Source organism: Rhodovulum sp. BSW8, assembly GCF_003314725.1.
Lineage (GTDB): Bacteria > Pseudomonadota > Alphaproteobacteria > Rhodobacterales > Rhodobacteraceae > Rhodovulum > Rhodovulum visakhapatnamense.
This window is the reverse complement of the sequence record NZ_QNVX01000036.1, coordinates 40015-59992: the sequence shown is the minus strand read 5'-3', so window position 1 is coordinate 59992 and position 19978 is coordinate 40015. Positions and strand designations below refer to the sequence as shown.

General features: G+C 68.9%; 20 protein-coding genes. 4 read left to right on the top strand and 16 right to left on the bottom strand.

The annotated features are described in order from the left end of the window. Position 1: 1 nt before the first annotated feature. The 6 genes from DSD19_RS14435 to mbfA all read right to left on the bottom strand — a co-directional run bounded on the left by DSD19_RS14435 (position 2) and on the right by mbfA (position 4987). Positions 2–919, bottom strand: a complete 918-nt coding sequence (locus DSD19_RS14435; protein WP_113670226.1) for an alpha/beta fold hydrolase — start codon at positions 917–919, stop codon at positions 2–4. Continuing rightward, a complete protein-coding gene (locus DSD19_RS14430; RefSeq protein ID WP_113670090.1) occupies positions 916–1830 on the bottom strand; it encodes an ornithine cyclodeaminase family protein in 915 nt (304 codons plus the stop codon). Before DSD19_RS14430 ends, DSD19_RS14435 begins: the two co-directional genes overlap by 4 nt. Further along, positions 1823–2449: an HAD family hydrolase gene (locus tag DSD19_RS14425; protein ID WP_113670089.1), complete on the bottom strand. Its 627-nt coding sequence runs from the start codon at positions 2447–2449 to the stop codon at positions 1823–1825. Before DSD19_RS14425 ends, DSD19_RS14430 begins: the two co-directional genes overlap by 8 nt. Before the next feature lie 99 nt (positions 2450–2548). Next, the gene (locus DSD19_RS14420; RefSeq protein ID WP_075784275.1) at positions 2549–2998 is read right to left on the bottom strand and encodes a YaiI/YqxD family protein; all 450 of its coding nucleotides are present in this window, start codon (positions 2996–2998) and stop codon (positions 2549–2551) included. Positions 2999–3014: 16 nt separating this feature from the next. Continuing rightward, positions 3015–3845, bottom strand: coding sequence for an S-formylglutathione hydrolase (fghA, locus tag DSD19_RS14415; protein ID WP_075784274.1), 831 nt, complete (start codon positions 3843–3845; stop codon positions 3015–3017). A gap of 164 nt (positions 3846–4009) precedes the next feature. Then, complete coding sequence (gene mbfA, locus DSD19_RS14410; RefSeq protein WP_075784273.1) at positions 4010–4987, bottom strand: iron exporter MbfA; 978 nt, start codon at positions 4985–4987, stop codon at positions 4010–4012. Positions 4988–5147: 160 nt separating this feature from the next. Between mbfA and DSD19_RS14405 the strand changes: the two genes are divergently transcribed. Then, positions 5148–5807: a TetR/AcrR family transcriptional regulator gene (locus tag DSD19_RS14405; RefSeq protein WP_113670088.1), complete on the top strand. Its 660-nt coding sequence runs from the start codon at positions 5148–5150 to the stop codon at positions 5805–5807. On the opposite strand, the gene DSD19_RS14400 is transcribed toward DSD19_RS14405, so the two are convergent. Further along, positions 5785–6513, bottom strand: a complete 729-nt coding sequence (locus tag DSD19_RS14400) for an NYN domain-containing protein (protein WP_075784271.1) — start codon at positions 6511–6513, stop codon at positions 5785–5787. The genes DSD19_RS14405 and DSD19_RS14400 overlap by 23 nt on opposite strands. Before the next feature lie 124 nt (positions 6514–6637). Next, positions 6638–7084, bottom strand: a complete 447-nt coding sequence (locus tag DSD19_RS14395) for a cytochrome c (protein WP_165828145.1) — start codon at positions 7082–7084, stop codon at positions 6638–6640. A gap of 153 nt (positions 7085–7237) precedes the next feature. On the opposite strand from DSD19_RS14395, the gene DSD19_RS14390 reads away from it, so the two are divergent. Beyond that, positions 7238–8968: a DNA polymerase Y family protein gene (locus tag DSD19_RS14390; RefSeq protein ID WP_113670086.1), complete on the top strand. Its 1731-nt coding sequence runs from the start codon at positions 7238–7240 to the stop codon at positions 8966–8968. 396 nt (positions 8969–9364) lie between these two features. After that, positions 9365–9709: a DUF2794 domain-containing protein gene (locus tag DSD19_RS14385; protein ID WP_081382020.1), complete on the top strand. Its 345-nt coding sequence runs from the start codon at positions 9365–9367 to the stop codon at positions 9707–9709. A 20-nt stretch (positions 9710–9729) separates the two neighbouring features. On the opposite strand, the gene DSD19_RS14380 is transcribed toward DSD19_RS14385, so the two are convergent. From DSD19_RS14380 to DSD19_RS14370, 3 genes are all read right to left on the bottom strand, one after another. Further along, positions 9730–10575, bottom strand: a complete 846-nt coding sequence (locus tag DSD19_RS14380; RefSeq protein ID WP_243628000.1) for an NlpC/P60 family protein — start codon at positions 10573–10575, stop codon at positions 9730–9732. Further along, a complete protein-coding gene (locus DSD19_RS14375; protein WP_113670085.1) occupies positions 10572–11954 on the bottom strand; it encodes a M17 family metallopeptidase in 1383 nt (460 codons plus the stop codon). Before DSD19_RS14375 ends, DSD19_RS14380 begins: the two co-directional genes overlap by 4 nt. 70 nt (positions 11955–12024) lie before the next feature. Then, positions 12025–12387, bottom strand: coding sequence for a hypothetical protein (locus DSD19_RS14370; protein ID WP_133260444.1), 363 nt, complete (start codon positions 12385–12387; stop codon positions 12025–12027). A 164-nt stretch (positions 12388–12551) separates the two neighbouring features. Between DSD19_RS14370 and DSD19_RS14365 the strand changes: the two genes are divergently transcribed. Further along, positions 12552–13202: a carbonic anhydrase gene (locus DSD19_RS14365; RefSeq protein WP_075784266.1), complete on the top strand. Its 651-nt coding sequence runs from the start codon at positions 12552–12554 to the stop codon at positions 13200–13202. A 16-nt stretch (positions 13203–13218) separates the two neighbouring features. On the opposite strand, the gene DSD19_RS14360 is transcribed toward DSD19_RS14365, so the two are convergent. From DSD19_RS14360 to DSD19_RS14340, 5 genes are all read right to left on the bottom strand, one after another. Then, a complete protein-coding gene (locus DSD19_RS14360) occupies positions 13219–14250 on the bottom strand; it encodes a cytochrome-c peroxidase (RefSeq protein ID WP_243627998.1) in 1032 nt (343 codons plus the stop codon). Between the two features lie 52 nt (positions 14251–14302). Next, on the bottom strand, positions 14303–16927 hold the full coding sequence (locus tag DSD19_RS14355) for a TonB-dependent receptor (protein ID WP_113670083.1): 2625 nt from the start codon (positions 16925–16927) through the stop codon (positions 14303–14305). A gap of 207 nt (positions 16928–17134) precedes the next feature. Further along, positions 17135–17404 (bottom strand): FeoC-like transcriptional regulator, encoded by a 270-nt coding sequence (locus DSD19_RS14350; RefSeq protein WP_075784263.1) that lies wholly within the window; start codon positions 17402–17404, stop codon positions 17135–17137. 10 nt (positions 17405–17414) lie between these two features. Beyond that, a complete protein-coding gene (gene feoB, locus DSD19_RS14345) occupies positions 17415–19736 on the bottom strand; it encodes a Fe(2+) transporter permease subunit FeoB (protein ID WP_113670082.1) in 2322 nt (773 codons plus the stop codon). Next, complete coding sequence (locus DSD19_RS14340) at positions 19736–19966, bottom strand: ferrous iron transport protein A (RefSeq protein ID WP_075784261.1); 231 nt, start codon at positions 19964–19966, stop codon at positions 19736–19738. The genes feoB and DSD19_RS14340 overlap by 1 nt, the downstream gene beginning before the upstream one ends. Positions 19967–19978 lie beyond the last annotated feature (12 nt).

Below are 19978 nucleotides of genomic sequence, written 5' to 3'. Positions count from 1 at the left end.
CTTACGCCCCGGCCGGCGGGATCGCCGCCACGATCTCGGGGACATGGGTCACCGGCAGGGCATGGCAGGCCTCGGGCAGAAGCAGCTGCCCCGCCCCGGGGTTCAGCGCAGCCAACCGGTCGCGCGCCTGCGCGGAAATCGCCTCGTCGCGCCCGGCCCAGATCGCCAGCACCGGCACACCCGCCTCTGCCAGGGCGCGATGCTCGGTCGCCAGATCCCGGGCCAGCATGTGCCGCAGGCTTGACAGCACCGCCGGCAGAAAGCCGCGAAACCGGGTCTCGGCAATCTGCGCCGCGATCAGCCCGGCGGGCAGGCCGCGCGCCCGGCCGACGCTCTGCGCCATCCGCCGCAAGATGCCCCCGCCAATCACCGCCATGACCCAGTCCCCCGGCCCGGGCAGCCGCGCGACCAGATCCGCGAGGCCCGGCGGCGTTTGCCCCAGCCCGGCCGGTGCCAGCAGAACCAGCCGCCGCACGCGGGCCGGATGGTCCGCCGCGAAGGCCGTCAGGATTGCGCCGCCCATCGAATAGCCGACGAGCGTCAGATCGCCGTCCAGACGCTGACTGTCCAGCACCGCCTCGAGCTGGCGGAGGAAGAAGGCCCGGTCCTGCACCCCGCGCGGCCGGTCGGAATAGCCGCGCCCGTAAAGATCGTAGCGCAGCACCCGGTAGCCTCGCCGGACAAGCCCCGCCGCAACCCCGTCGAGGATGTAGCTGCCGGTGGTCAGCCCGTGCAGCACCACCGCCACCGGCGCCCCGGCCGGACCTTGCCAGATCAGATGGGTCCGCCCCCCGGGCAGGTCGACGATCTGCCCCGGCGCGCCCGCACGGGCGCGCGCGTCCATCGGGCGGCGCAGGGCCTCGGACAGCGGCCAGGCCGCCACCACCAGAAGACCTGCCGCAAGCCCCACCCAGATCATGCCGCCCGCCACGCGTCGAGGATGTAGCGGCTGGTCATCAGGTCCAGATGCGCGCCGCCGCCATTCTTGAACAGCGTGATCTCGTCATCGCTCTCGCGCCGGAACCGCCCGCCGCCCAGATCGTAATAGTCGGCCACCACATCGCCCGGTGCGATCGCGCCGGTGGCGATGGGTGTCTTCAGCTCGCCGATATGGGTCAGCACCGTCTCGCGGCTGTCGACAAAGACCCGCGCCCGCTGCAGCGCCCGGTCGTCCGCCTCGCGCATGTCCGGCCGGTAGGCGCCGATCAGATCGACATGCTGGCCCGGCCGCAGCCATTCGCCCCGGATCAGGGGCTCGGTCGCCATGGTGGCCGAGGTCACGATATCGGCCTCTTGCACCGCCGCCTCCAGATCGGTCGCAACGGCGGCGCCCAGCGGCTCGGCCAGGCGCCGAGCGCTGGCCTCGGTGCGGCTCCAGATCGTGAAGGTCGCTTCGGGGAAGGCGCTTCGATAGGCCTCGACCAGCGACCGGGCGACATTGCCCGCGCCCACGACCAGAATCTTGCGGCTGTCGGGCCGTGCCAGCCGGGTCGCTGCGAACAGGCTGTCGCCCGCCGTCTTCCACTTGGTCACCAGATGGAAATCGACGATGGCCTCAAGCGTGCCGTCGGTGTCGGCGTAAAGACAGACCCCGCCATTGACCGCCGGTTTGCCCCTCGCTCCGTTGCCCGGAAACACGGTCGCCGATTTCACCGCCAGCCCCAGCCCGTCGATCCAGGCTGCGCGGTTCAGAAGCGTATCCTCGCCGCGATAAAGAAAGCTGTCGGCGATCTCGGCGCGCGGCAGGGCATGGCCGCGCGCAAAGGCCTCGCAAAGCCCCGGCCAGGACAGCAGGCGCTCGCCCTCCTCGAACCCGATGATCTCAACCATGGGCGACCGCCCCCGGCGCCAGCACCCCCTCGGCAACCAGCCGTGCGGCCCAGCCCCCGGCGCCCTCGAACAGATGGGTCTGCCAGCCCCGGGCGGCGGCGGCGGCGATGTTCTCGGGCTTGTCATCGGTAAAGATCAGCCGCTCGGGCGCGATGCCGCTGTCGGTTTCGAGGATCTCGTAGATCCGGGGATGGGGCTTCATCGCCCGCAGCCGGGCCGAGACATAGGCCCGGTCGAAAAGATCGAAGAACGGATAGGCCGCGCGGGCAATCTCATAGGTCGCCTCGCCGAAATTGGTCAGCGCGAAGACCGGCACGCCCGTGGCCTTGACCGCCTTCAGCACGGCGACCGTGTCCGGAAAGGCCGGGCTTGCCATGTCGAGCCAGTTGTCGCGCCACATCCGGATCTCGGCGGCCCAGTCGGGATGACGCGCCGCCAGCGCCTCGACCGCGTCCGACAGAGGGTCGCCGCCATCGACGCCCTCGTTCATGCCGTGCAGGTCGACCTCGGCAAACAGCCGGCGGCGGCGGTCCTCGCCCAGGCAGCGGTCGTAGAAGGCTTCGGGTTGCCAGTCGATCAGCACACGGCCGATGTCGAAAACGACGGCGTCTATGGGCATCGGATCTCCTGCGGGTTGGAACCTCGCGCGCAGGCTAGTCCCCGGACGCGGATTGTTGAAGGCCCCGGGCCGCTCGCCATCGGGCGCCCGACCGCAACGTCACCCGCGCGCGCAGGCGCCAAGCTCCCGGTCCAGCGCGTCGAGAAAACGCGACCGGTCGGCCTTGCCGAAGCTCTTGCCGCCGCCCTGACGGAACGGGTCGGCGGCGCGCAGATCGGCCATCAGGTCGCGGGTCGCCAGCTTCTGGCCGATATTGGCGGGCGTGAAGGCCTCGCCGGTATGGCTCAGCACCCGGGCCCCGGCGGCAACCGCCTTCGCGGCCAGCGGGATATCGGCGGTCACGACCACATCGCCCGGCCCGGCATGGTCCGCGATCCACTTGTCGGCCTCGTCCGGGCCTTCGGGCACATAGACCATGCGCACCAGCGGGTGATCGACGGGCCGGATCCCGCCATTGGCGACATAGACCAGTTCGGCCCGGTGGCGTTCGGCCACCCGCAGCGCCTCGGCCTTCACCGGGCAGGCATCGGCGTCGACATAGACGGTCATGCCCGCCCCCCGCGCGTCACCGGTACAGCGCCTCGGCATGGAAGGCGACATGGTCCTCCATGAAGGTCGAGATGAAGAAATAGCTGTGATCATAGCCCTTCTGCATCCGGAAGATGCCCGGATGCCGGGTCTCGGTCATGGCGGCCGCCAGCGCCTCGGGCATCAGCGCATCGAGAAACTGGTCGCCGGTGCCCTGGTCGATCAGCATCGGCCCGGCAAAGCCGTTGGCCCGCAGGGCGAGGCAGGCATCATGGCGGGTCCAGTCGACCTTGCCCTCGCCCAGATAGGCATGGATCGGCTTTTTGGCCCAGTCCGACTGGCTGGGATGGGCGATCGGCGCAAAGGCCGAGACGGCGGCATAGCGCTCGGGGTAAGCCATCGCGAGGGTCAGCGCGCCATGCCCGCCCATCGAATGGCCGCAGATCGACTGCCGCTCTGCATCGATGGCGAAAGTCGCGGTCAGCAGGCGGGGCAGTTCCTCGGCAATATAGTCCCACATCCGGTAGTTCTTGGACCACGGGTCTTCGGTCGCGTTGACGTAAAAGCCCGCCCCGGTCCCGAGATTGTACATCGGATCGTCGGCAATGCCCTCGCCGCGCGGCGAGGTGTCGGGAAAGACCAGCGCGATGCCCTGCTCGGCGGCCCATTGCTGGGCACCGGCCTTGGTCATGGCGTTCTCATGGGTGCAGGTCAGCCCCGACAGATACCAAAGCACCGGCACCGGACCGTCCTTGGCCTCTTCCGGCAGGAAGAGCCCAAAGGTCATGTCGCAGCCGCAGACATCCGAGGCATGGCGGTAGACGCCCTGCATCCCGTTGAAACACCTGTTCTCCGAAACCGTTTCCATCCGGCAAACTCCCTCCTCGCTCGCTGGCCTCAGGGCTAGCGCGGGATCGCGGACAGGGCAAGCGCGCAACCGGCCGACGGGCCGGTAACCGCGCGCATCGCGGGCAACCGGGCCCGACTTTTCGCAGAAAAGTCGCGACCCGCCCGGCCCGGGTCTTTCCGGACTCAACCCGACCCGATCAGCACCCCGGCGGCAAAGACCAGCGCGCCCCCCAGCACCACCTGGAAGGCCGCGCGGAAGAACGGCGTGTCCATGTATTTCTTCTGGATCCAGGCAATCGCCCAAAGCTCGCAGAACACCACCGCCATGGCGATGCCGGTCGCGGTCCAGAAATGCGGGATCAGATAGGGCAGCGCATGGCCAAGCCCGCCGACCGCCGTCATCACCCCCGAGGCGATCCCCCGCTTCAGCGGCGAGCCGCGCCCCGAAATCGCCCCGTCATCCGACGCCGCTTCGGTGAAGCCCATCGAGATCCCGGCCCCCACCGAGGCCGCCAGCCCGACCAGAAAGGTCGTGCCGGTATCCTGGGTCGCGAAAGCGGTGGCGAAGATCGGCGCAAGCGTCGAGACCGATCCGTCCATCAGCCCGGCCAGCCCCGGCTGCACCCAGGTCAGCACGAACTGGCGATGCGCGGTGCGGCTTTCCTTCTCGGCCGCGGCCGCATCGACATGGGTCGCGATCAGCCGGTCGGCCACAGTCTCGTGCCCGGCCTCCGCCGCCGCCAGATCGCCCAGCAACTTGCGCGTCGCCGCATCCGTCGCCCGCCCGGCCGCGCGCAAGTAGAAATCATGGGCGTCGCGCTCCATCATCTCGGCCTCGTCGCGGATCCGCTCGATCCCGAGATTGCTCATCAGCCAGACCGGCCGCCGCGCGTAATAGCCCGCCACATGCTCGCGCCGCAGCAGGGGAATCACCTCGCCGAACCGCGCCCGGTAGGTGTCGATCAGGCGCCGCCGGTGACCGTCCTCCTCGCGCGCCATCGCCTCGAAGACCTGCGCCGAATCCGGGTAATCGGCGCGCAGCTGCTCGGCATAGCTGCGATAGATGCGGGCGTCGTCCTCCTCGGACGAAATCGCAAGCGCCAGGATTTCCTGCTCGTTCAGGTCGGAAAACCGGCGGCGCTGGGAAAGACCGGGAATCATCGTCAATAGGCTCCAGATTAAAACTGTTCTAAACTATGCCTCAGAACCCCGTTCCGCAAGGGCCGCGCTGCCGCAGGCCGGGCGGCCCGTTGCCACAGGCTTGCCTTGCGGAAACTGAACCGCCCGGTCTAGGATGTCGGCGATGCCGCAGGACTCCCCCATGACCGCGAAACCGGACCGGATCCGCAAGGGACGCAAGTTCGACCAGGTGCTCGAAGGCGCGCGCGATATCTTCCTGCGCGACGGGTTCGAGCGCGCCTCGGTCGATGCCATCGCCCGGGCTGCCGGCGTCTCGAAAGCCACGCTTTACAACTACTTCCCCGACAAGCGGCTGCTGTTTTCCGAGGTGCTGCGGCGCGAATGCGACCGCCAGGCCGGGGCCGCGCTGCACGAGATAGACATGGCCGCGCCCGCCGAGACGGTGCTGAAAAGTGCGGCGCGCCACATCGTTTCGGCGCTGCTGTCCGAATTCAATCAGGCGGTGTTCCGGATCTGCGTGGCGGAATCCGACCGCTTTCCCGATCTGGGCGCCGCCTTCTACCAGTCCGGCCCGATGCGGCTGCGCAGCGAAATCGCGGCCTTCCTGCGCGAGGCGACCCGGCGCGGCGAACTGTCTGTCGAGGACGAAACCCTCGCCGCCGACCAGTTCGCAGAACTTTGCAAGGCCGATCTTTACACCCGCCGGGTGTTCCGGCTGGACAACGGCTTTGCCGAGGACGAGATCCGCCGGGTGATCGACGGAGCGGTCGCGGTGTTCCTGGCGCGCTACGGCACCGACCGGACGCGACCGCCGCGCCTCAGTCCAGCCGCCGGACCATGAGCTGATTGCCGACCCGCTTGGTCTCGAAGCGCTTGAGCTCGCGCACCAGATCCGAAAGCTTGCGCTTGCCATAGGTCCGGGTGTCGAAATCGGGATTGTCGGCGGTGATGAACTGGCCGATCTGACCCAGCGTGAACCAGTCGTCTTCCTGATTGATCTTGTCCATGGCGCGGATGATCAGATCTGACACCTCCTGCGGCGGGCGCTTGCCGACAGCGGGCTGGGGCGGCTGCGCCTTGTCGCGGGGAGCGGCGGGCGCGGGCTCCTCGACGATGTTCTCGATCAGCACGAAGCGGTTGCAGACATTGCGCAGCGACACCGGCGTCTTGGCCTCGCCGATTCCGATGACGTCCAGCCCCTCTTCGCGGATGCGGCTGGCAAGCCGGGTGAAGTCGCTGTCCGACGACACCAGAACGAACCCGTCGAACCGGCCCGAATGCAGGATGTCCATGGCGTCGATCACCAGCCCGATATCGGAGGCGTTCTTGCCCTTGGTATTGGCGGTCTCCTGATGCGCGACCATGCCAAGCGCCAGGACCTTGTCGGCCCAGGGCTTCAGCCGGTCCGAGGACCAGTCGCCATAGACCCGGCGCAACGCCGGTTCGCCGAAGCTGGTGATTTCCTTCAGGATCGGCTCGGCATGGCGGGCGGGAATGTTGTCGGCGTCGATCAGGACGGCCAGAAGCGGCGGCTTTGTCTCGGGCATGGCTTGACTTGGGTCCGGGTTGCAATCCGGGCGATTTTCCGCCCTCACGGACCTATAGCCCAGCCGCCCCCCAGACGAAAGCCGGGGCCGGCGCGGCGGCGCGTTCCGGCCCCGACCCTGCCGGTCATTTCTTGACGCGATAGTCGTCGTGGCAGGACTTGCAGGCCTTGCCGATCTCGCCGACCGAGCCCCGCAGCGCCTCCAGAGAGGCCATGTCGGCCGCACCGGCCGCAGCCTTCAGTGCCTCGGACTTTTCGGTGAAATCCGCGAAATCGGTCCAGATCGCGGGCTTCGATTCCGATTCCGGATCGTCGGCCGGGGTCTCGAAGAGGCCGGGCACCTTGTCCGCGGTCTCGGCGATCGTCGCCGCAGCGGCCGTGGCGGCGGCGGAGTCGAATGCGGCATCGCCCTTGGCCATGTCGGCGATGGTCTTCATGCTTTTTCCGATGGTTTCCATCGCTTCCTGCCGGGCCTTCACGGTCGGGTCGGTGGCATCGGCCGCATGGGCCAGCGTGGCCGCCGCAGCGGCCAGCGCAAAGATCGTCACTTTGGTCATGCGCCTTTTGGTCATTCGGATCCTCCTGATTGGCGCCCCCAGCCTATGCCGGAATTGCGACAGCTGCGGGTCACATCGCCGTGGGGTCGGCAGCAAGGGGCAGGCGGGGCCGACTCGACTCGGCGCGAAGGGCGGTGCTAAAAAGGAACACAAAGAGAACATGCGCCCATGCCCGCCCGCCGAATCCTGTCGCTGTGGTTTCCACGGCTTGCCGCAGACCGCGCGTTGCGCGGCCGCCGGAGCCTGCCGCCCGGGCCCTTCGCCGTGCTGGCCGACCGCCGGGGCGCCCAGGTCATCGTCTCGCTCTGCGCCGAGGCCGAGGCGGCCGGGCTGCGCCCCGGCCAGCCGCTTCGTGACGCGATGGCAATCTGCCCGCACCTGGCGACCCGGCCCGCCGACCCGACGGGCGAGGCGGCCTTTCTGACCGGGCTGCGACGCTGGGCCGGGCGGTTCTCGCCCTGGGTGGCCGAGGACCCGCCCGATGCGTTGCGGCTCGACATCACCGGCTGCGCCCATCTCTTCGGCGGCGAACCCGGCCTGATCGCCGCGGTCGAGGCCGATTGCGCGGCGCTGGGGCTGAGCGTGCGCCCGGGCATCGCCGACACGCTGGGCGCGGCCTGGGCGCTGGCGCGCTTCGCGGGGACCGAGGCGCAGCCGCACCGGACCGGCGATGCCATCGCACAGGAGGCCCGCGCCACCCGCTCGCGCGCGGCCCGGCGCGCGGGTCACGGAAGGGACCGGACCGCCGCGCGGACCGACGGACCGGCCGCAGAGCGCCTGCCGATCGCGCCCCCCGGCCAGACCCGCGCCGCGCTGGCACCGCTGCCGATGGCCGCGCTACGGCTCGACGAGGTCACGGTCGAGGCGCTGGCCCGGCTCGGGCTGCGGCGCGTCGGCGACATTCTCGGCATGCCGCGCGCGCCCCTCGCCCGCCGCTTCGGGCGCGGGCTTGTCGACCGGCTAGATCAGGCGCTGGGCGCGGCCTCCGAACCGGTCTCGCCCGCCCGGCCCGCGCCGCATCTCGCGGTCCGGCTGTCCCTGCCCGAACCGATCGGGCTCGAGACGGACCTGCTGGCCGCCATCGACCGGTTGCTGCCCGCCCTCGGCGCCCGACTCGAGGCGGCAGGGCTCGGCGCGCGGCGGCTGCGGTTGCAGGCCTTCCGCACCGATCGCGGCATCCAGACGGTCGAGGTCGGGCTGGCCCGCGCGACGGCCGCGCCCGACCGGATGCGGCCGTTGCTGGCGCTGAAGCTCGGCGGGCTCGAGAGCGGGAACAGGGACGGGGGCGGGGGCGGGATTGACCGGCTGCGGCTCAAGGCCGTCGACACCGAGCCGCTGTCCCCGCAGTCCGGCCGGTTCGACATGGCGCCCGACAACAGGACCGGGTCGGGCGACGGTCCGGGCCGGGCCACCGCGGAGCGTGCGGACATAGGCAGGCCACCCGAACCGGCAGCGGCCGCCCCCGGGATGGCGGATCTGATCGGACGGCTCGGGGCGCGGATCGGGCTCGAGGCGGTGACCCGGCTGGCCCCGGCCGAAAGCCACATCCCCGAAAAGAGCTTTCAGTTGCTCGCCGCCGCCTGGTCCGACCGGGTGGGTCCCTGGCCCCGGCCTGACCGGCCGCGGCCGCTTCTGCTGCTTGCGCCGGAACCGGTGGCGGCCGCCGAACACCCGGAACCGCCCGACCGGTTCCGCTGGCGCCAGCGCGCCTTTGCCGCCCGCGCGGCGGCGGGTCCCGAACGGCTCCTGCCCGAATGGTGGCTGGACGATCCGGCCTGGCGGTCGGGACCGCGGGATTACTGGCGCGTCGACACCGATGCGCAGACCCGGCTCTGGCTTTTCTACGCGCATGGGGCCGAGATGTCGGCGGGCTGGTTCTGCCAGGGCCGGTTCGCCTGACACCGGGCACACCCGCCACCCCGCACCGCGCCCCGGAGCGGGACAAAAATTCTCGCAGAGAATTTTTCGGCCTCCGCTCCGCCGCCAGGCCCCGGAAAACACCTTTGGCCCAAGCGGCTGCCCAAACCGCCCGGTCATCAAGAAACGGCCGACCAAGGGCCAAAATTCTCGGAAAGAATTTTGCCTTGGCCGACCAGAAGTGGGAGGTCGTCACCCGGCGCCGCAGCTTGGGTGGGGGCTGTTTCGCCACGGCACCGGGTCCAGCGTATCGCTATGCCCCCTTATGACCGCGATTCCAGGCCTTCACAGGAAGCCCCGATGCCGAAGCACAGGTATTTTCAGGGCAAAACCCGGGCGGCTCTTGATTTGCCTGCGGCAGAGCGGCACCTTCGTCACATGAGCGTCATCCCCCCCACGCCGTTCCCGGCCGAACGCCTCGCCGAGCAGGTCGCCTTCGACCGGACCGAGCTGGGGGTCATCCTCACCCTCTATGGCCGGATGGTCGCCGCGGGCGAATGGCGCGACTACGGGATCTCCTGCCTCCGCGACGCGGCGATCTTCTCGATCTTCCGCCGCACCGCCGAACACCCGATCTACCGCATCGAGAAACGCCCCCGCCTGCGCGGCCGGCAGGGGCTTTACTCGGTGATCGGCATGGACGGGCAGATCCTCAAGCGCGGCCACGAACTGCCGACCGTGCTGCGCGTGCTGGAACGCAAGCTGATCCGGCCGGTCGACTAAAGGCCCGCCCCGGCGCGGGCTCAGCCCCGCCGATGCGCGGTGGGGCGGCCCTCGCCCTGGGCCTCGATCCGGGCGACCGCATCGGCGATCCGCTCATAGGCCACCGACATCGTGTGCCCATTGGCATGGATCATCACCTCGGGATCGACCGCCAGCGCGACATGCCCGCGCCAGAACAGAAGATCCCCCCGCTCGACCGGGCTGCCCTCGGGCAGGGCCTCGCCCAGTTCCCGCTCCTGCTGATCGCTGTCGCCCGGACAGGCCCGCCCGGAGGCCAGCCAGGCCATCTGCACCAGCCCCGAGCAGTCGATCCCCCAGCCCGAATTGCCGCCCCAGAGATAAGGCACCCCGAAAAACAGCTGCGCGACGGTCACCGGGTCGCGAAACGGGACGTTCAGCGGCCGCAGATGCGGCTTGGGCACGAACCAGCCTTGCGCGGTCTCGAAAAACCGGCCCTCGGCCGACACCACCCGCAGTTCGGTGCCGAAGGACAGACCCATCACCTCGGGCCGCTTGAGATCGGGCGCGGAATAGGCATGGCTTGCGGGCACCGCCACCCGGTGGGTGGGCGCGGGCACATCCGCGGCCAGCGCCTGGGCCGCGACATAGCCCACGAACCCGTCGCGCGCGGCCCAGCCGAACCCGAACCCCTCATGCATCTCGAGCAGCTCGAACGCCTCGCCCAGCACCAGCTGGCGTTCGCGCGGACCGCCGGGCGCGCGCAGAAGGTCCGTCAGCGGCCGGGTCACCCGAAACTGCACCGGATCGGCATAGCGGGGTGCGGCGACCAGCCCCTTCAGTCGGGTTGCCGCCACCCGGTCGTTCGCGGGCGTCTCGCGCCGGTCCAGAGGGGCCGTGCCGGTCACAGCCCCAGCACCTCGGGCAGCGCGGCAAGGATCGTCCGCGCCCCCTGCCCGACCCCGCCCTTGGGCCGGGCCGGGGCGTCGGAAGGTTGCCAGCCATAGATGTCGAAATGGGTATAGCGCGCCGTCCCCGCGAAACGGCGCAGGAACAGCGCCGCGGTGATCGACCCGGCGAACCCGCCCTTCGGCGCATTGTCGAGATCGGCGATACCGGGCTCGATCATCGCCTCATAGGGCGCGTGGAACGGCATCCGCCAGACCGGATCGGCCATCGCCCCCCCCGCCCCGGAAAGCGCCGCGGCCACGGCCTCGTCATCGGTATAGAAGGGCGCAATGTCGGGCCCCACCGCGACCCGCGCGGCGCCCGTCAGCGTCGCCATCGAGATCAGGCAGTCCGTCTCTTCCTCGGCGGCATAGGCCAGCGCATCGGCCAGCACCAGCCGCCCCTCGGCATCGGTATTGTTGATCTCGACCGTCAGCCCGTTGCGGGCGGTCAGGATGTCCTGCGGCCGCAGCGCATTGCCGGCGATGCTGTTCTCGACCGCCGGGATCAGCACCCGCAACCGCACCGGCAGGCCCAGCGCCATGATCATCGAGGCCAGCCCCAGCACCGTGGCCGCCCCCCCCATGTCCTTCTTCATCAGCCCCATCGAGCTGCCGGGCTTGATGTTCAGACCGCCAGTGTCGAAGCAGACCCCCTTGCCGACCAGAGTCAGACGCGGCCCGGCCGCGCCCCAGCGCAGTTCCAGCAGGCGCGGCGCCTCGGCCGCCGCCCGCCCCACCGCATGGATCAACGGGAAGTTCTGCGCCAGAAGTTCGTCGCCGCGAATCACGTTGACCTCGGCCGCATGGCGCGCGGCAAGCCCGATCGCGGCCTCTTCCAGCGCCTTGGGACCCATGTCCGAAGCCGGGGTGTTGATCAGATCGCGGGTCAGCACCTCGCCCGCCGCCATCGCCTGAAGCCGCGCGGCATCGACACCCGCAGGCGCCTTGAAGCTGGCGCGCTGCGCGGATTGCGACCGGTAGCGGTCGAACCGGTAGGCCGACAGCAAAAGCCCCAGCGCCTCGGCCTGAAGATCCGCACCCGCCAGCGCGCTGTCCAGATGCCAGACGCCCTCGGGCAGGCGCGCCGCGACCGACGCCAGATGGAACCGCCCGCGTGCCCGGGCCGAGGCCCCGCCAAGCCCGGCCACGGCCCCCGCAACGGCCCCGTCCGGGCCGGGCAGAAGCTGCAACTCGCCCAGACCGGCGGCAAAGCCGGTGGCCTCGAGCCAGGCGGCCTCGGCCGATGGCCGGTCCGCGCGCCAGGCGGCCAGATCCGCCTCCTCGACAGCAAAAAGCGGGCGCGACGGCGCGGCGGAATCGGCAAAACGCGGGAACATGGCACAGTCCTTCGGGGAGGGTCGGGATCAGTTCCGACCCTAGCCTCTTCGGCGCGGCCCGCAAGCCGGTTCAGCCGGACCGGTGCTGAAGCTCTTCGGCCAGCCGAAACGACCGCACCGCGACACGCTTGAGCCGGGCCAAGGTCGCCGCGACCGCGACCTGGTCGCCGGATTGCGACGCGCGCGACACGTTTCGCGCCGCAGAGGACAGGCTGATCATGCCCATGGCGTCGCCCAGCGCGCGAATCTGCCCGGTCAGTTCGACGCAATCGCCGGGCCGGATCTGGCTTGCCGCCAGGTGCAACCCGTCGATCAGCGATTCCAGCCGATCGATCGACAGGACGATCAGATGAGACGCCCTTACCTCGCCCAAATCGACGAACATGTCAGCCAGGCGCTCGGAATCCAGCCGCAATGGCTCGTCCTGGCGCATAGTTACGACGTTGGACACCTGAAGCACCCTCCGATCACCACACCTAACGCGCAACCTCGCCTTTCAGCGTCAAGAAACCGTTGCCGCGGATGTCTGAAATATCTCGAATTTCCGGCAATTGCGGCTTATGCACCCGCAGAGGAAATCGGGGAGAAGCCGCACAGATGAAGAACGCACGCCCGCTGCCCAGCTATCTCGTCCAGCGCTATCACGGCTGGCGAGCCACCACCCATGCCGAAAACAAGGCCTGGTACCGCCGTCTCGCCGACGAGGGCCAGCGCCCCCGCGCGATGATCATTTCCTGCTGCGACTCGCGCATCCACGTCACCTCGATCTTCGGCGCGGACGAGGGCGAATTCTTCATTCACCGCAATATCGCGGGTCTGGTGCCGCCCTATGCGCCCGATGGCGACCATCACGGCACCTCGGCCGCGGTCGAATATGCGGTGACGGTACTGAAGGTCGCCAACCTGCTGGTGGTCGGCCATTCCAATTGCGGCGGCGTCCGCGGCTGCCATGACATGTGCGCGGGGCTGGCGCCGCAGCTGGAGGAAAAGACCAGCTTCATCGGCCGCTGGATGGACCTTCTGCGCCCGAGCTACGAGCGCCAGGCCGGCATCGCCGACGAATCCGAACGTTTGCGGGCCATGGAGAAGGAGGCGGTGCTGGTCTCGATCGAGAACCTGATGACCTTCCCCTTCGTGCAGGCCGCCGTCGAGGCCGAGTCGCTGACCCTGCACGGGCTCTGGAACGACATCGGCGAGGGCGTGGTCGAGTGCTACGACCCCGAGACCGGCAAGTTCATGCCGGTCTGAGGCCGGGGTCCGGGACTCAGATCGCCTCGAGAAAGGCGGCCAGGGCCTCGATGTCGTCGGGGCTCAGATCGAGCTGCCTGATCAGCGGCGACGGCGTCGCGGCACTGGTTTCGACCGGGCCGGGCGCGGCCGGAAGCCGCGCCGAGGCGCCGCCGCCCCCGGCATAGAACCGGATCACCCCCGGCAGATGCGGGAAGATCCCGTTATGCATGTAGGGCGCGCTTCGCGCGACATGGCGCAGGCTCGGGGTGCGGAACCGCCCGGCATCCTCCGGCAGCCCGGTCACGGCGTAGCGCCCAAGATCCTCGCGCCCACGGCCCAAGAAGGACAGCCCCAGATCGTGGAAGGCGCCGTCGCTGAGCAGCGGCCCGAAATGGCAGTTGGCACAGCGCGCCCGGGTGCGGAACAGATGCAGGCCGCGCAGTTCGAGATCGCCGAGCGCGCGACTGTCCCCCGCGAGAAACCGATCAAACCGGGTCGGCCGGTCAAGATGGGTCTGGAACGCCGCCAGCGCCGCCGCGATCCGGTCGAGCGTGACCGGCCCCGGCCCGAAGGCCGCCTCGAAAAGCGGCGGATAGGCCGGATCGGCCGCGATCCTTGGAGCGATGGCGCCCAGATCGGCATTGGCCATCTCGACCGGGTTGGCCATGGGTCCCAGCGCCTGCGCCTCCAGCGTCGCGGCCCGCCCGTCCCAGAACAGCGGCAGCCCGGCCCCGGCGGCGAACAGCGCGGGCGCGTTGCGGGGGCCTTCCTGCCGCCCATGCCCCAGCGAGCGCGGCAGCCCGTCGCCCCAGCCCAGACGCCGGTTGTGACAACTGTCGCAGGCGATCTGGCCCGAGGCCGACAGCACCGGATCGGCGAAGAGCCTCTCGCCCAGCGCCCGGCGTGCCTCGGCCGCGCTGCCCGGCGCGGGCCGGGGCGGCAGGGACCGGGGCGCAAGCTCGACATAGGCCACGCCCGGGTCGATCTCGGGCGCGGGCCAGGTTTCGGGCGGACCGGCATAGACCGCGCGCAGGTCTTCGGGTGCCAGCCGGAGCGGCGCAGTCATCGCAACCAACGCAAGCCCCGCCGCCGCGAACAAAAGCCCCAGCCGCAAGGCCTTACCAGCTATAGGTCGTGCCGACATAGAAGCTCCGTCCGGGGATCCAGGGATTGCTGTCGGTGGCGGTGCCGCCGCCGGTATCGTCGAACAGGTTCGCGACCTTGACGTTCAGATCGAGATCGCCGCCCCGAAGCTGGGCCAGCCGGACCCGCGCGGTCAGGAAGGCCGAAACCGCGGTGTCGAACTCGTAATCCTCGTAAACGTCGTGGGATTGCGAGCCATAGGTCGGGTGGGTATGCGTCTCGTTGGAGTCGGTGTCGCGCACACCGGTATAGGCGAAGGACACGTCGGCCCCGACCCCCAGCCCGAAACGGCCGTTCTTCCAGGTCGATCCAAGCTCGACCATGGCGCGGACCGGAATGTCGCGCCGCCCGGTCCTCTGGTCGAATTCGTTCCGGGTATAGGACTGGCCGTCATACCAGATGAAATCGTCGTCGCCGACATCCCCCTCGTCGCCGAAATAGGTGTCGTTCGACATGTCGCTGTCGGCCCAGCCGCCCGAGAGGTAAAGCCCCACATCGTCCAGCGCCCCGCTGCCGCGCCAGCGCTTTTCGTATTCCAGCGAGACCGACCGGTATTCGCTGGTGCCGTCATTGCTGAGCAGGTTGTTGCTGCCGGTGCTGTCTTCGGACCGGGCAAACTGGTCGCGCCCCTGCCGGTCGATCAGCTTCAGCCGCCAGGTGCCCCGGGTCCAGGCGTCGCGGTACATCACCGCCAGCGAGGTTTCGTCGATATAGGGCGTCTTCAGGTCGCCCTGGGTGTAGGAATAGGATCCGAGGTCGAGAAACGGGGTCCAGGCGCCGACCTCGCCGGTGGTGGCATCGTGACTGCGCCGTTCGTTCGCGCCGCGCGGCAAGGCGTCGTGGATCGCGTAGGAAATATAGTCGCCGCTATAGTAGCGGTTCGCCCCGGCCACGACCGCGAAATCCGGGCTGGGCGTCCAGCTGGCCGACAGCCTCGGGGCGATGTCGGTGTTCTTCAGCACGTCGTTATAGGAAAACCGCAGGCCGCCCCGCAGGCCGAAATCGCCAAAGCTTCGGTCGTATTCCAGATAGGCCTCGGCCAGGGTGGCGTCGGTCGAGACGTCATAGGCCTCCTGGGTGATGCGCGTGCGCAGATACTGGTCGTCGATACAGGCCGGATCGCCCGCGGGGCAGGTGAAGCTGCCGAACGGGGCGGTCGGGTCGCGATAGACGCTCCAAGTGTAAGAGCTGAAGCCGTCGCCGCTTTGCCGGGCCTCGACCCTTTCGACATAGGCGCCGAACTTGAAGCGGCCGCGTCCCAGATCGGCCTCCAGCTCGGCCTCGATCCGGTTGCGGGTATCTGCATAGCTCTTGCTGCCATAGCCGCCGCGGCGGCACGCATGGTAGTCTTCGGCGGCGCTGGGCGTGTCGGGCGTGTCGCACCAGGCGTCGAACGCATCGGTGTGGTAGGATACGCCGCGCAGCGTGCTGAAATAGGACCCGTACCAGGACAGGAACGTGTTCTGATCGGTGCTGTTGCTGGCCTCGTTGTCCTGATGCACGGCGCCCAGCGTCAGCTTGACGTTCGACAGGCTGGCCGGGCCCAGATCGAAACTGCCCAGGTGATGCGTATAGCTGGCATCGAGCGACAGGTCCCGGGTTTCGACGTCGAGGTGATAATCCTGGGTCCAGGGCGAATCCCAGCCCTGGCTGTAATCGGTCAGGTAGCCGTTCAGCTCGAGTTCGTCGCCATTCTCGAACTCATGCGCAAAACTCAGCCGCCAGAAATCGCTGCGGCTGTCGTCATCGGCGGTCAGCGGGCGGTATTGCGCATCCTTCGCCTTGGTGGCCTCGGCCATGCGGCGCCCGAAGCCGAAGATCACGGCCGTGTTCTCGCCAAGCGGCTGGTTGAACTCGGCCGAGACCTCGCGCTTGGAAAAGTCGGGCTTCGGCACGCGGTCGGGGTTGTCGCCGTCTTCGGTGCCCAGCCGGTAATGCACCAGCGCATCGTTCTGGAAGCTCAAGGAGACCTTGCCCGAGGCCCGCGTGGCGTCCGGCTGGGTGAGCTTGTAGTCGACCACGCCGCCCTCGAAGCCGCCATATTCGGCCGAGATGTTCGAATCGCGGACCTCTATGCTGTCGACCATCGCCGAGGGCACGAACTGGGTCTGGGAATGCAGCCCGTAAAAGCTGTAGGTCCCCGGATTGCCGGTCTGGCGGCTGAGATCCTCGCTGGTATGCGGATGGGTGTTGCCGGTCGCCGACCCGATCCCGGTGCCGTTCAGCCGGATCGCGTTGCCGCTGACCCGGCCGCCCGAGATCGAGAATTCCAGCGGCTTCAGGTCGAGGATGTCGTCGACATTGACGCCCGAATCGAACGGCGTGTCGCGATACTGCACGTTGGGCAGGCTGGTCAGCGCGGTGTTGGCATCGCCCGAGCCGTCGCTGCGGATCGCGACCGCGTCCGCGCCCAGGGCAGTGGTGCCGCTGTCATCGGCATCGCCCGTGGCGATCTCGGTGCCGGTCTCGTCGGTCTCGGCCAGCGTCACCGGGTCGAGGGCAAAGGCCTCCTGGGCCCGCACGCTGTCCGGTGGCACGGTGGCAAGCGTCAGAATCGCGGCGCCGACCCGCAGCGCGGGCCGGTTTGTCTCTTTGGTCATCGTTACGTTCCCCAAAGCCCGTCTGACACGGGCCCCTCTTGCTGTCGTCGAGGCTGGCGGAACGCTGGCTGCTGCGGGCGCGGCTTCCAGAACGGCGGCCCGCACGAGGTCGTTACAATTCCCTATAAAAACCGTCAACTAAACGTGCGGCCCCCGCGAGAGGGACCGCACGTCACTTGGCTGGACTGGTCTGGAAAAGAGCCGGGGTCAGTGCAGCGGGCGGCGCTGGCGGCCGACCCACTGATAGACGGCGTCGTTCATCCCGGCGAGCGGCGCGCAGCTTTTCGCACAGCCGCAGCAGCCCTTGCCGCAGCCGCCTTCCGGCGTTTCGGTCAGGCAGCGCAGCATGCCCTTCTGCACCAGCACGTCGACCATGCCCCGGATCGCCTCGGGATCGGTATCGAAGCGGTTGGCGAGCTGCTGGAGCGAAACCTGACCGGCCTCGGCGCAATAGGCGCGGATATCGGAAAGAACCATCGCTCCGCCCTCACGCCGTCCGCGCCGCGGCGCCGCCCGGACCCCGGGGGGTCGAGGCGATCCGCATCGTCACCAGCACCGCCACGAAGATCGCGAGGATGCCGACGATCCAGGCCGAGGCCTCGGCCGGATGGGTGGCCAGCCGGCTCGACTGGTAGGTGATGACGCCCGTGCCATAGGCCAGACCGGTGGTCCAGCTGACCGCGAACAGGGTCCATTTGGTGCCGGTCTCGCGCCAGATCGCGCTGGTTGCGGCCACGCAGGGCGCATAAAGCAGGATCACCAGCAGGTAGGCCATGGCCGCGGCGGTGCCGTCGAAGCGTGCGGCCATCGCGCCGAAGATGCCCGAGGACACGCCCTGTTCCTCGGCCGCGAGCGCCTGATCGTCGACATCGCCGATATTCAGGCCCAGCGGGTCGGCAAGGCTGCCTGCCGCATCGGCGATATTGGCAGGGATCGAGGCCAGCGCCTCGCCGATCCCGGCCATGACGCTGAAGGGGTCTTCCTCGCCGCCCTCGTCTTCGGCCGCCATCTGGCCGTACAGGGCGTTCAGCGTGCCGACGACGGCCTCCTTGGCGAAGATCCCGGTGAACAGACCGACCGTGGCGGGCCAGTTCTCCTCATGAATGCCCATGGGCTCGACCACCGGGGTGATCGCCTTGCCGATCGAGGACAGCACGGACTGATCGCTGTCCTCGTTGCCGAAGCTGCCATCCGTCCCCAGCGAATTGAGGAAGCCCAGCACCACCACGACCGCGACGATCATCTTGCCGGCCTTGAACAGGAACGCCTTGAGCCGGTCCCAGGAGGTGCGCAGCACCGATTTCAGGGTCGGGATGTGATAGGGCGGCAGTTCCATGATCAGCGGCGAGGTCGTGCCGCGCAGAAGTGTGTTCTTCAGCACCAGCCCGGTCAGGATCGCCGCGAGAATGCCGATCACGTAAAGCAGGAACACGATGTTCTGTCCGCCCACCGGGAAGAAGGCCGCCGCGAACAGCGCATAGACCGGCAGCCGCGCGCCGCAGGACATGAAGGGCGCCATCATCACCGTCATCAGCCGGTCGCGCCGGTTGTCGAGCGTGCGCGTCGCCATCACCGCAGGCACCGTGCAGCCGAAGCCCAGGATCATCGGGATGAAGGACTTGCCCGGCAGCCCGATGGCGCGCATCGAGCGGTCCATCACGAAGGCGGCCCGCGCCATGTAGCCCGAATCCTCGAGGAAGGTCAGGAACAGGAACAGGAACCCGATCACCGGAATGAAGGTCGCGACGGTCTGGATCCCGGCGCCGACCCCGCCCGGCAGGACCGCGATCAGCCAGTCGGGCGCACCGATATTCCCCAGCGCCTCGGTCGGCCAGTCGACCAGAAGCGTCCCCGCCAGAATGTCGAAGAAGTCGATGAACGCGCTCGCGAAATTGATCGCGAAAAGGAACATCACATACATGATCAGCAGGAAGATCGGGATGCCCAGCACCCGGTTCAGCACCACGCTGTCGATCCGGTCCGACAGGCTGCGCGAGATGCGGCTGGTGCGCCGGACCCCGCTGCGCGCCAGCCCGTTGGCAAAGCCATAGCGGGAATCGGCCAGCAGGATGTCGATATCCTCGTCCAGCAGGTCCTCGACCTTCAGCCGGGCCGCCTCGGCCTGGGCCGCGAGCGCTTGCGGGACCATGGCCAGCGCGGCGGCATCGCCGTCCAGCAGCTTGACCGCCAGCCAGCGCGCATCGACGCCCTTGTCAGAGGCGGTCGGCGCGGTCGCAGGAATGATCTCGGCCAGCGCCTCCTCGACCGCGGGCGGATGGGTGACGGTGGCCTTCGGCGGCTCGGGCGCCGCGGCAGCCGCGACGATGGCATCCTTCAGCGCCTCGACGCCCTTCCTGCGGGAGGCCACCAGCGGCACCACCGGACAGCCCAGCCGCTTGGCCAGTGCCTCGGGGTCGATCCTGAGGCCGTTTTCCTCGGCCATGTCCATCATGTTCAGCGCGATGATCATCGGCACCCGCATCTCGACCAACTGGGCGGTCAGATAAAGGTTCCGTTCCAGGTTCGAGGCATCGACGATGTTGATGACCAGATCGGGCTCGCCCGACAGGATGTAGTCGCGGGCGATGGACTCATCGAGCCCGGTATCCGAGATGCTGCCCAGCGAATAGGTGCCCGGCAGATCGACCACGGTGACATCGGCGCCCTTGTGCGAGAAGGTGCCTTCCTTGCGGTCGACGGTGACGCCCGCCCAGTTGCCGACGCGCTGGCGCGACCCGGTCAGGGCGTTGAACAAAGTGGTCTTGCCGCAGTTCGGGTTGCCCGCGGTGGCGATGGTAAAGGATTTCATCAGTCGACAGCCTCCAGCGTGAGCAGCGCGAATTCGTCCTTGCGCAGCGACAGCGCGAAGCCGCGGACGCGGATCTCGATCGGGTCGCCCATCGGGGCCACCCGGGTCACGGTCAGTTCGGTGCCGGGGGTGAGGCCCATGGTCAGCAGCCGCTCGCGCCCCGCCCGGTCGCCCCGCGCGAAGCTTTTGACGCGAACCGTCGTACCCATCTTCGGCAGTGTGTTTTCCATTCGCCCGTATCT

Coding starts and splice junctions, on each gene's coding strand:
- DSD19_RS14375 (WP_113670085.1), bottom strand. CDS start 11,954: ATGTTCCCGCGTTTTGCCGATTCCGCCGCGCCGTCGCGCCCGCTTTTT.
- DSD19_RS14425 (WP_113670089.1), bottom strand. CDS start 2,449: ATGCCCATAGACGCCGTCGTTTTCGACATCGGCCGTGTGCTGATCGAC.
- DSD19_RS14430 (WP_113670090.1), bottom strand. CDS start 1,830: ATGGTTGAGATCATCGGGTTCGAGGAGGGCGAGCGCCTGCTGTCCTGG.
- DSD19_RS14390 (WP_113670086.1), top strand. CDS start 7,238: ATGCCCGCCCGCCGAATCCTGTCGCTGTGGTTTCCACGGCTTGCCGCA.
- DSD19_RS14395 (WP_165828145.1), bottom strand. CDS start 7,084: ATGACCAAAAGGCGCATGACCAAAGTGACGATCTTTGCGCTGGCCGCT.
- DSD19_RS14340 (WP_075784261.1), bottom strand. CDS start 19,966: ATGGAAAACACACTGCCGAAGATGGGTACGACGGTTCGCGTCAAAAGC.
- DSD19_RS14365 (WP_075784266.1), top strand. CDS start 12,552: ATGAAGAACGCACGCCCGCTGCCCAGCTATCTCGTCCAGCGCTATCAC.
- DSD19_RS14400 (WP_075784271.1), bottom strand. CDS start 6,513: ATGCCCGAGACAAAGCCGCCGCTTCTGGCCGTCCTGATCGACGCCGAC.
- mbfA (WP_075784273.1), bottom strand. CDS start 4,987: ATGATTCCCGGTCTTTCCCAGCGCCGCCGGTTTTCCGACCTGAACGAG.
- fghA (WP_075784274.1), bottom strand. CDS start 3,845: ATGGAAACGGTTTCGGAGAACAGGTGTTTCAACGGGATGCAGGGCGTC.
- DSD19_RS14420 (WP_075784275.1), bottom strand. CDS start 2,998: ATGACCGTCTATGTCGACGCCGATGCCTGCCCGGTGAAGGCCGAGGCG.
- DSD19_RS14370 (WP_133260444.1), bottom strand. CDS start 12,387: ATGCGCCAGGACGAGCCATTGCGGCTGGATTCCGAGCGCCTGGCTGAC.
- DSD19_RS14385 (WP_081382020.1), top strand. CDS start 9,365: ATGAGCGTCATCCCCCCCACGCCGTTCCCGGCCGAACGCCTCGCCGAG.
- DSD19_RS14405 (WP_113670088.1), top strand. CDS start 5,148: ATGACCGCGAAACCGGACCGGATCCGCAAGGGACGCAAGTTCGACCAG.
- DSD19_RS14350 (WP_075784263.1), bottom strand. CDS start 17,404: ATGGTTCTTTCCGATATCCGCGCCTATTGCGCCGAGGCCGGTCAGGTT.
- feoB (WP_113670082.1), bottom strand. CDS start 19,736: ATGAAATCCTTTACCATCGCCACCGCGGGCAACCCGAACTGCGGCAAG.
- DSD19_RS14360 (WP_243627998.1), bottom strand. CDS start 14,250: ATGACTGCGCCGCTCCGGCTGGCACCCGAAGACCTGCGCGCGGTCTAT.
- DSD19_RS14435 (WP_113670226.1), bottom strand. CDS start 919: ATGATCTGGGTGGGGCTTGCGGCAGGTCTTCTGGTGGTGGCGGCCTGG.
- DSD19_RS14355 (WP_113670083.1), bottom strand. CDS start 16,927: ATGACCAAAGAGACAAACCGGCCCGCGCTGCGGGTCGGCGCCGCGATT.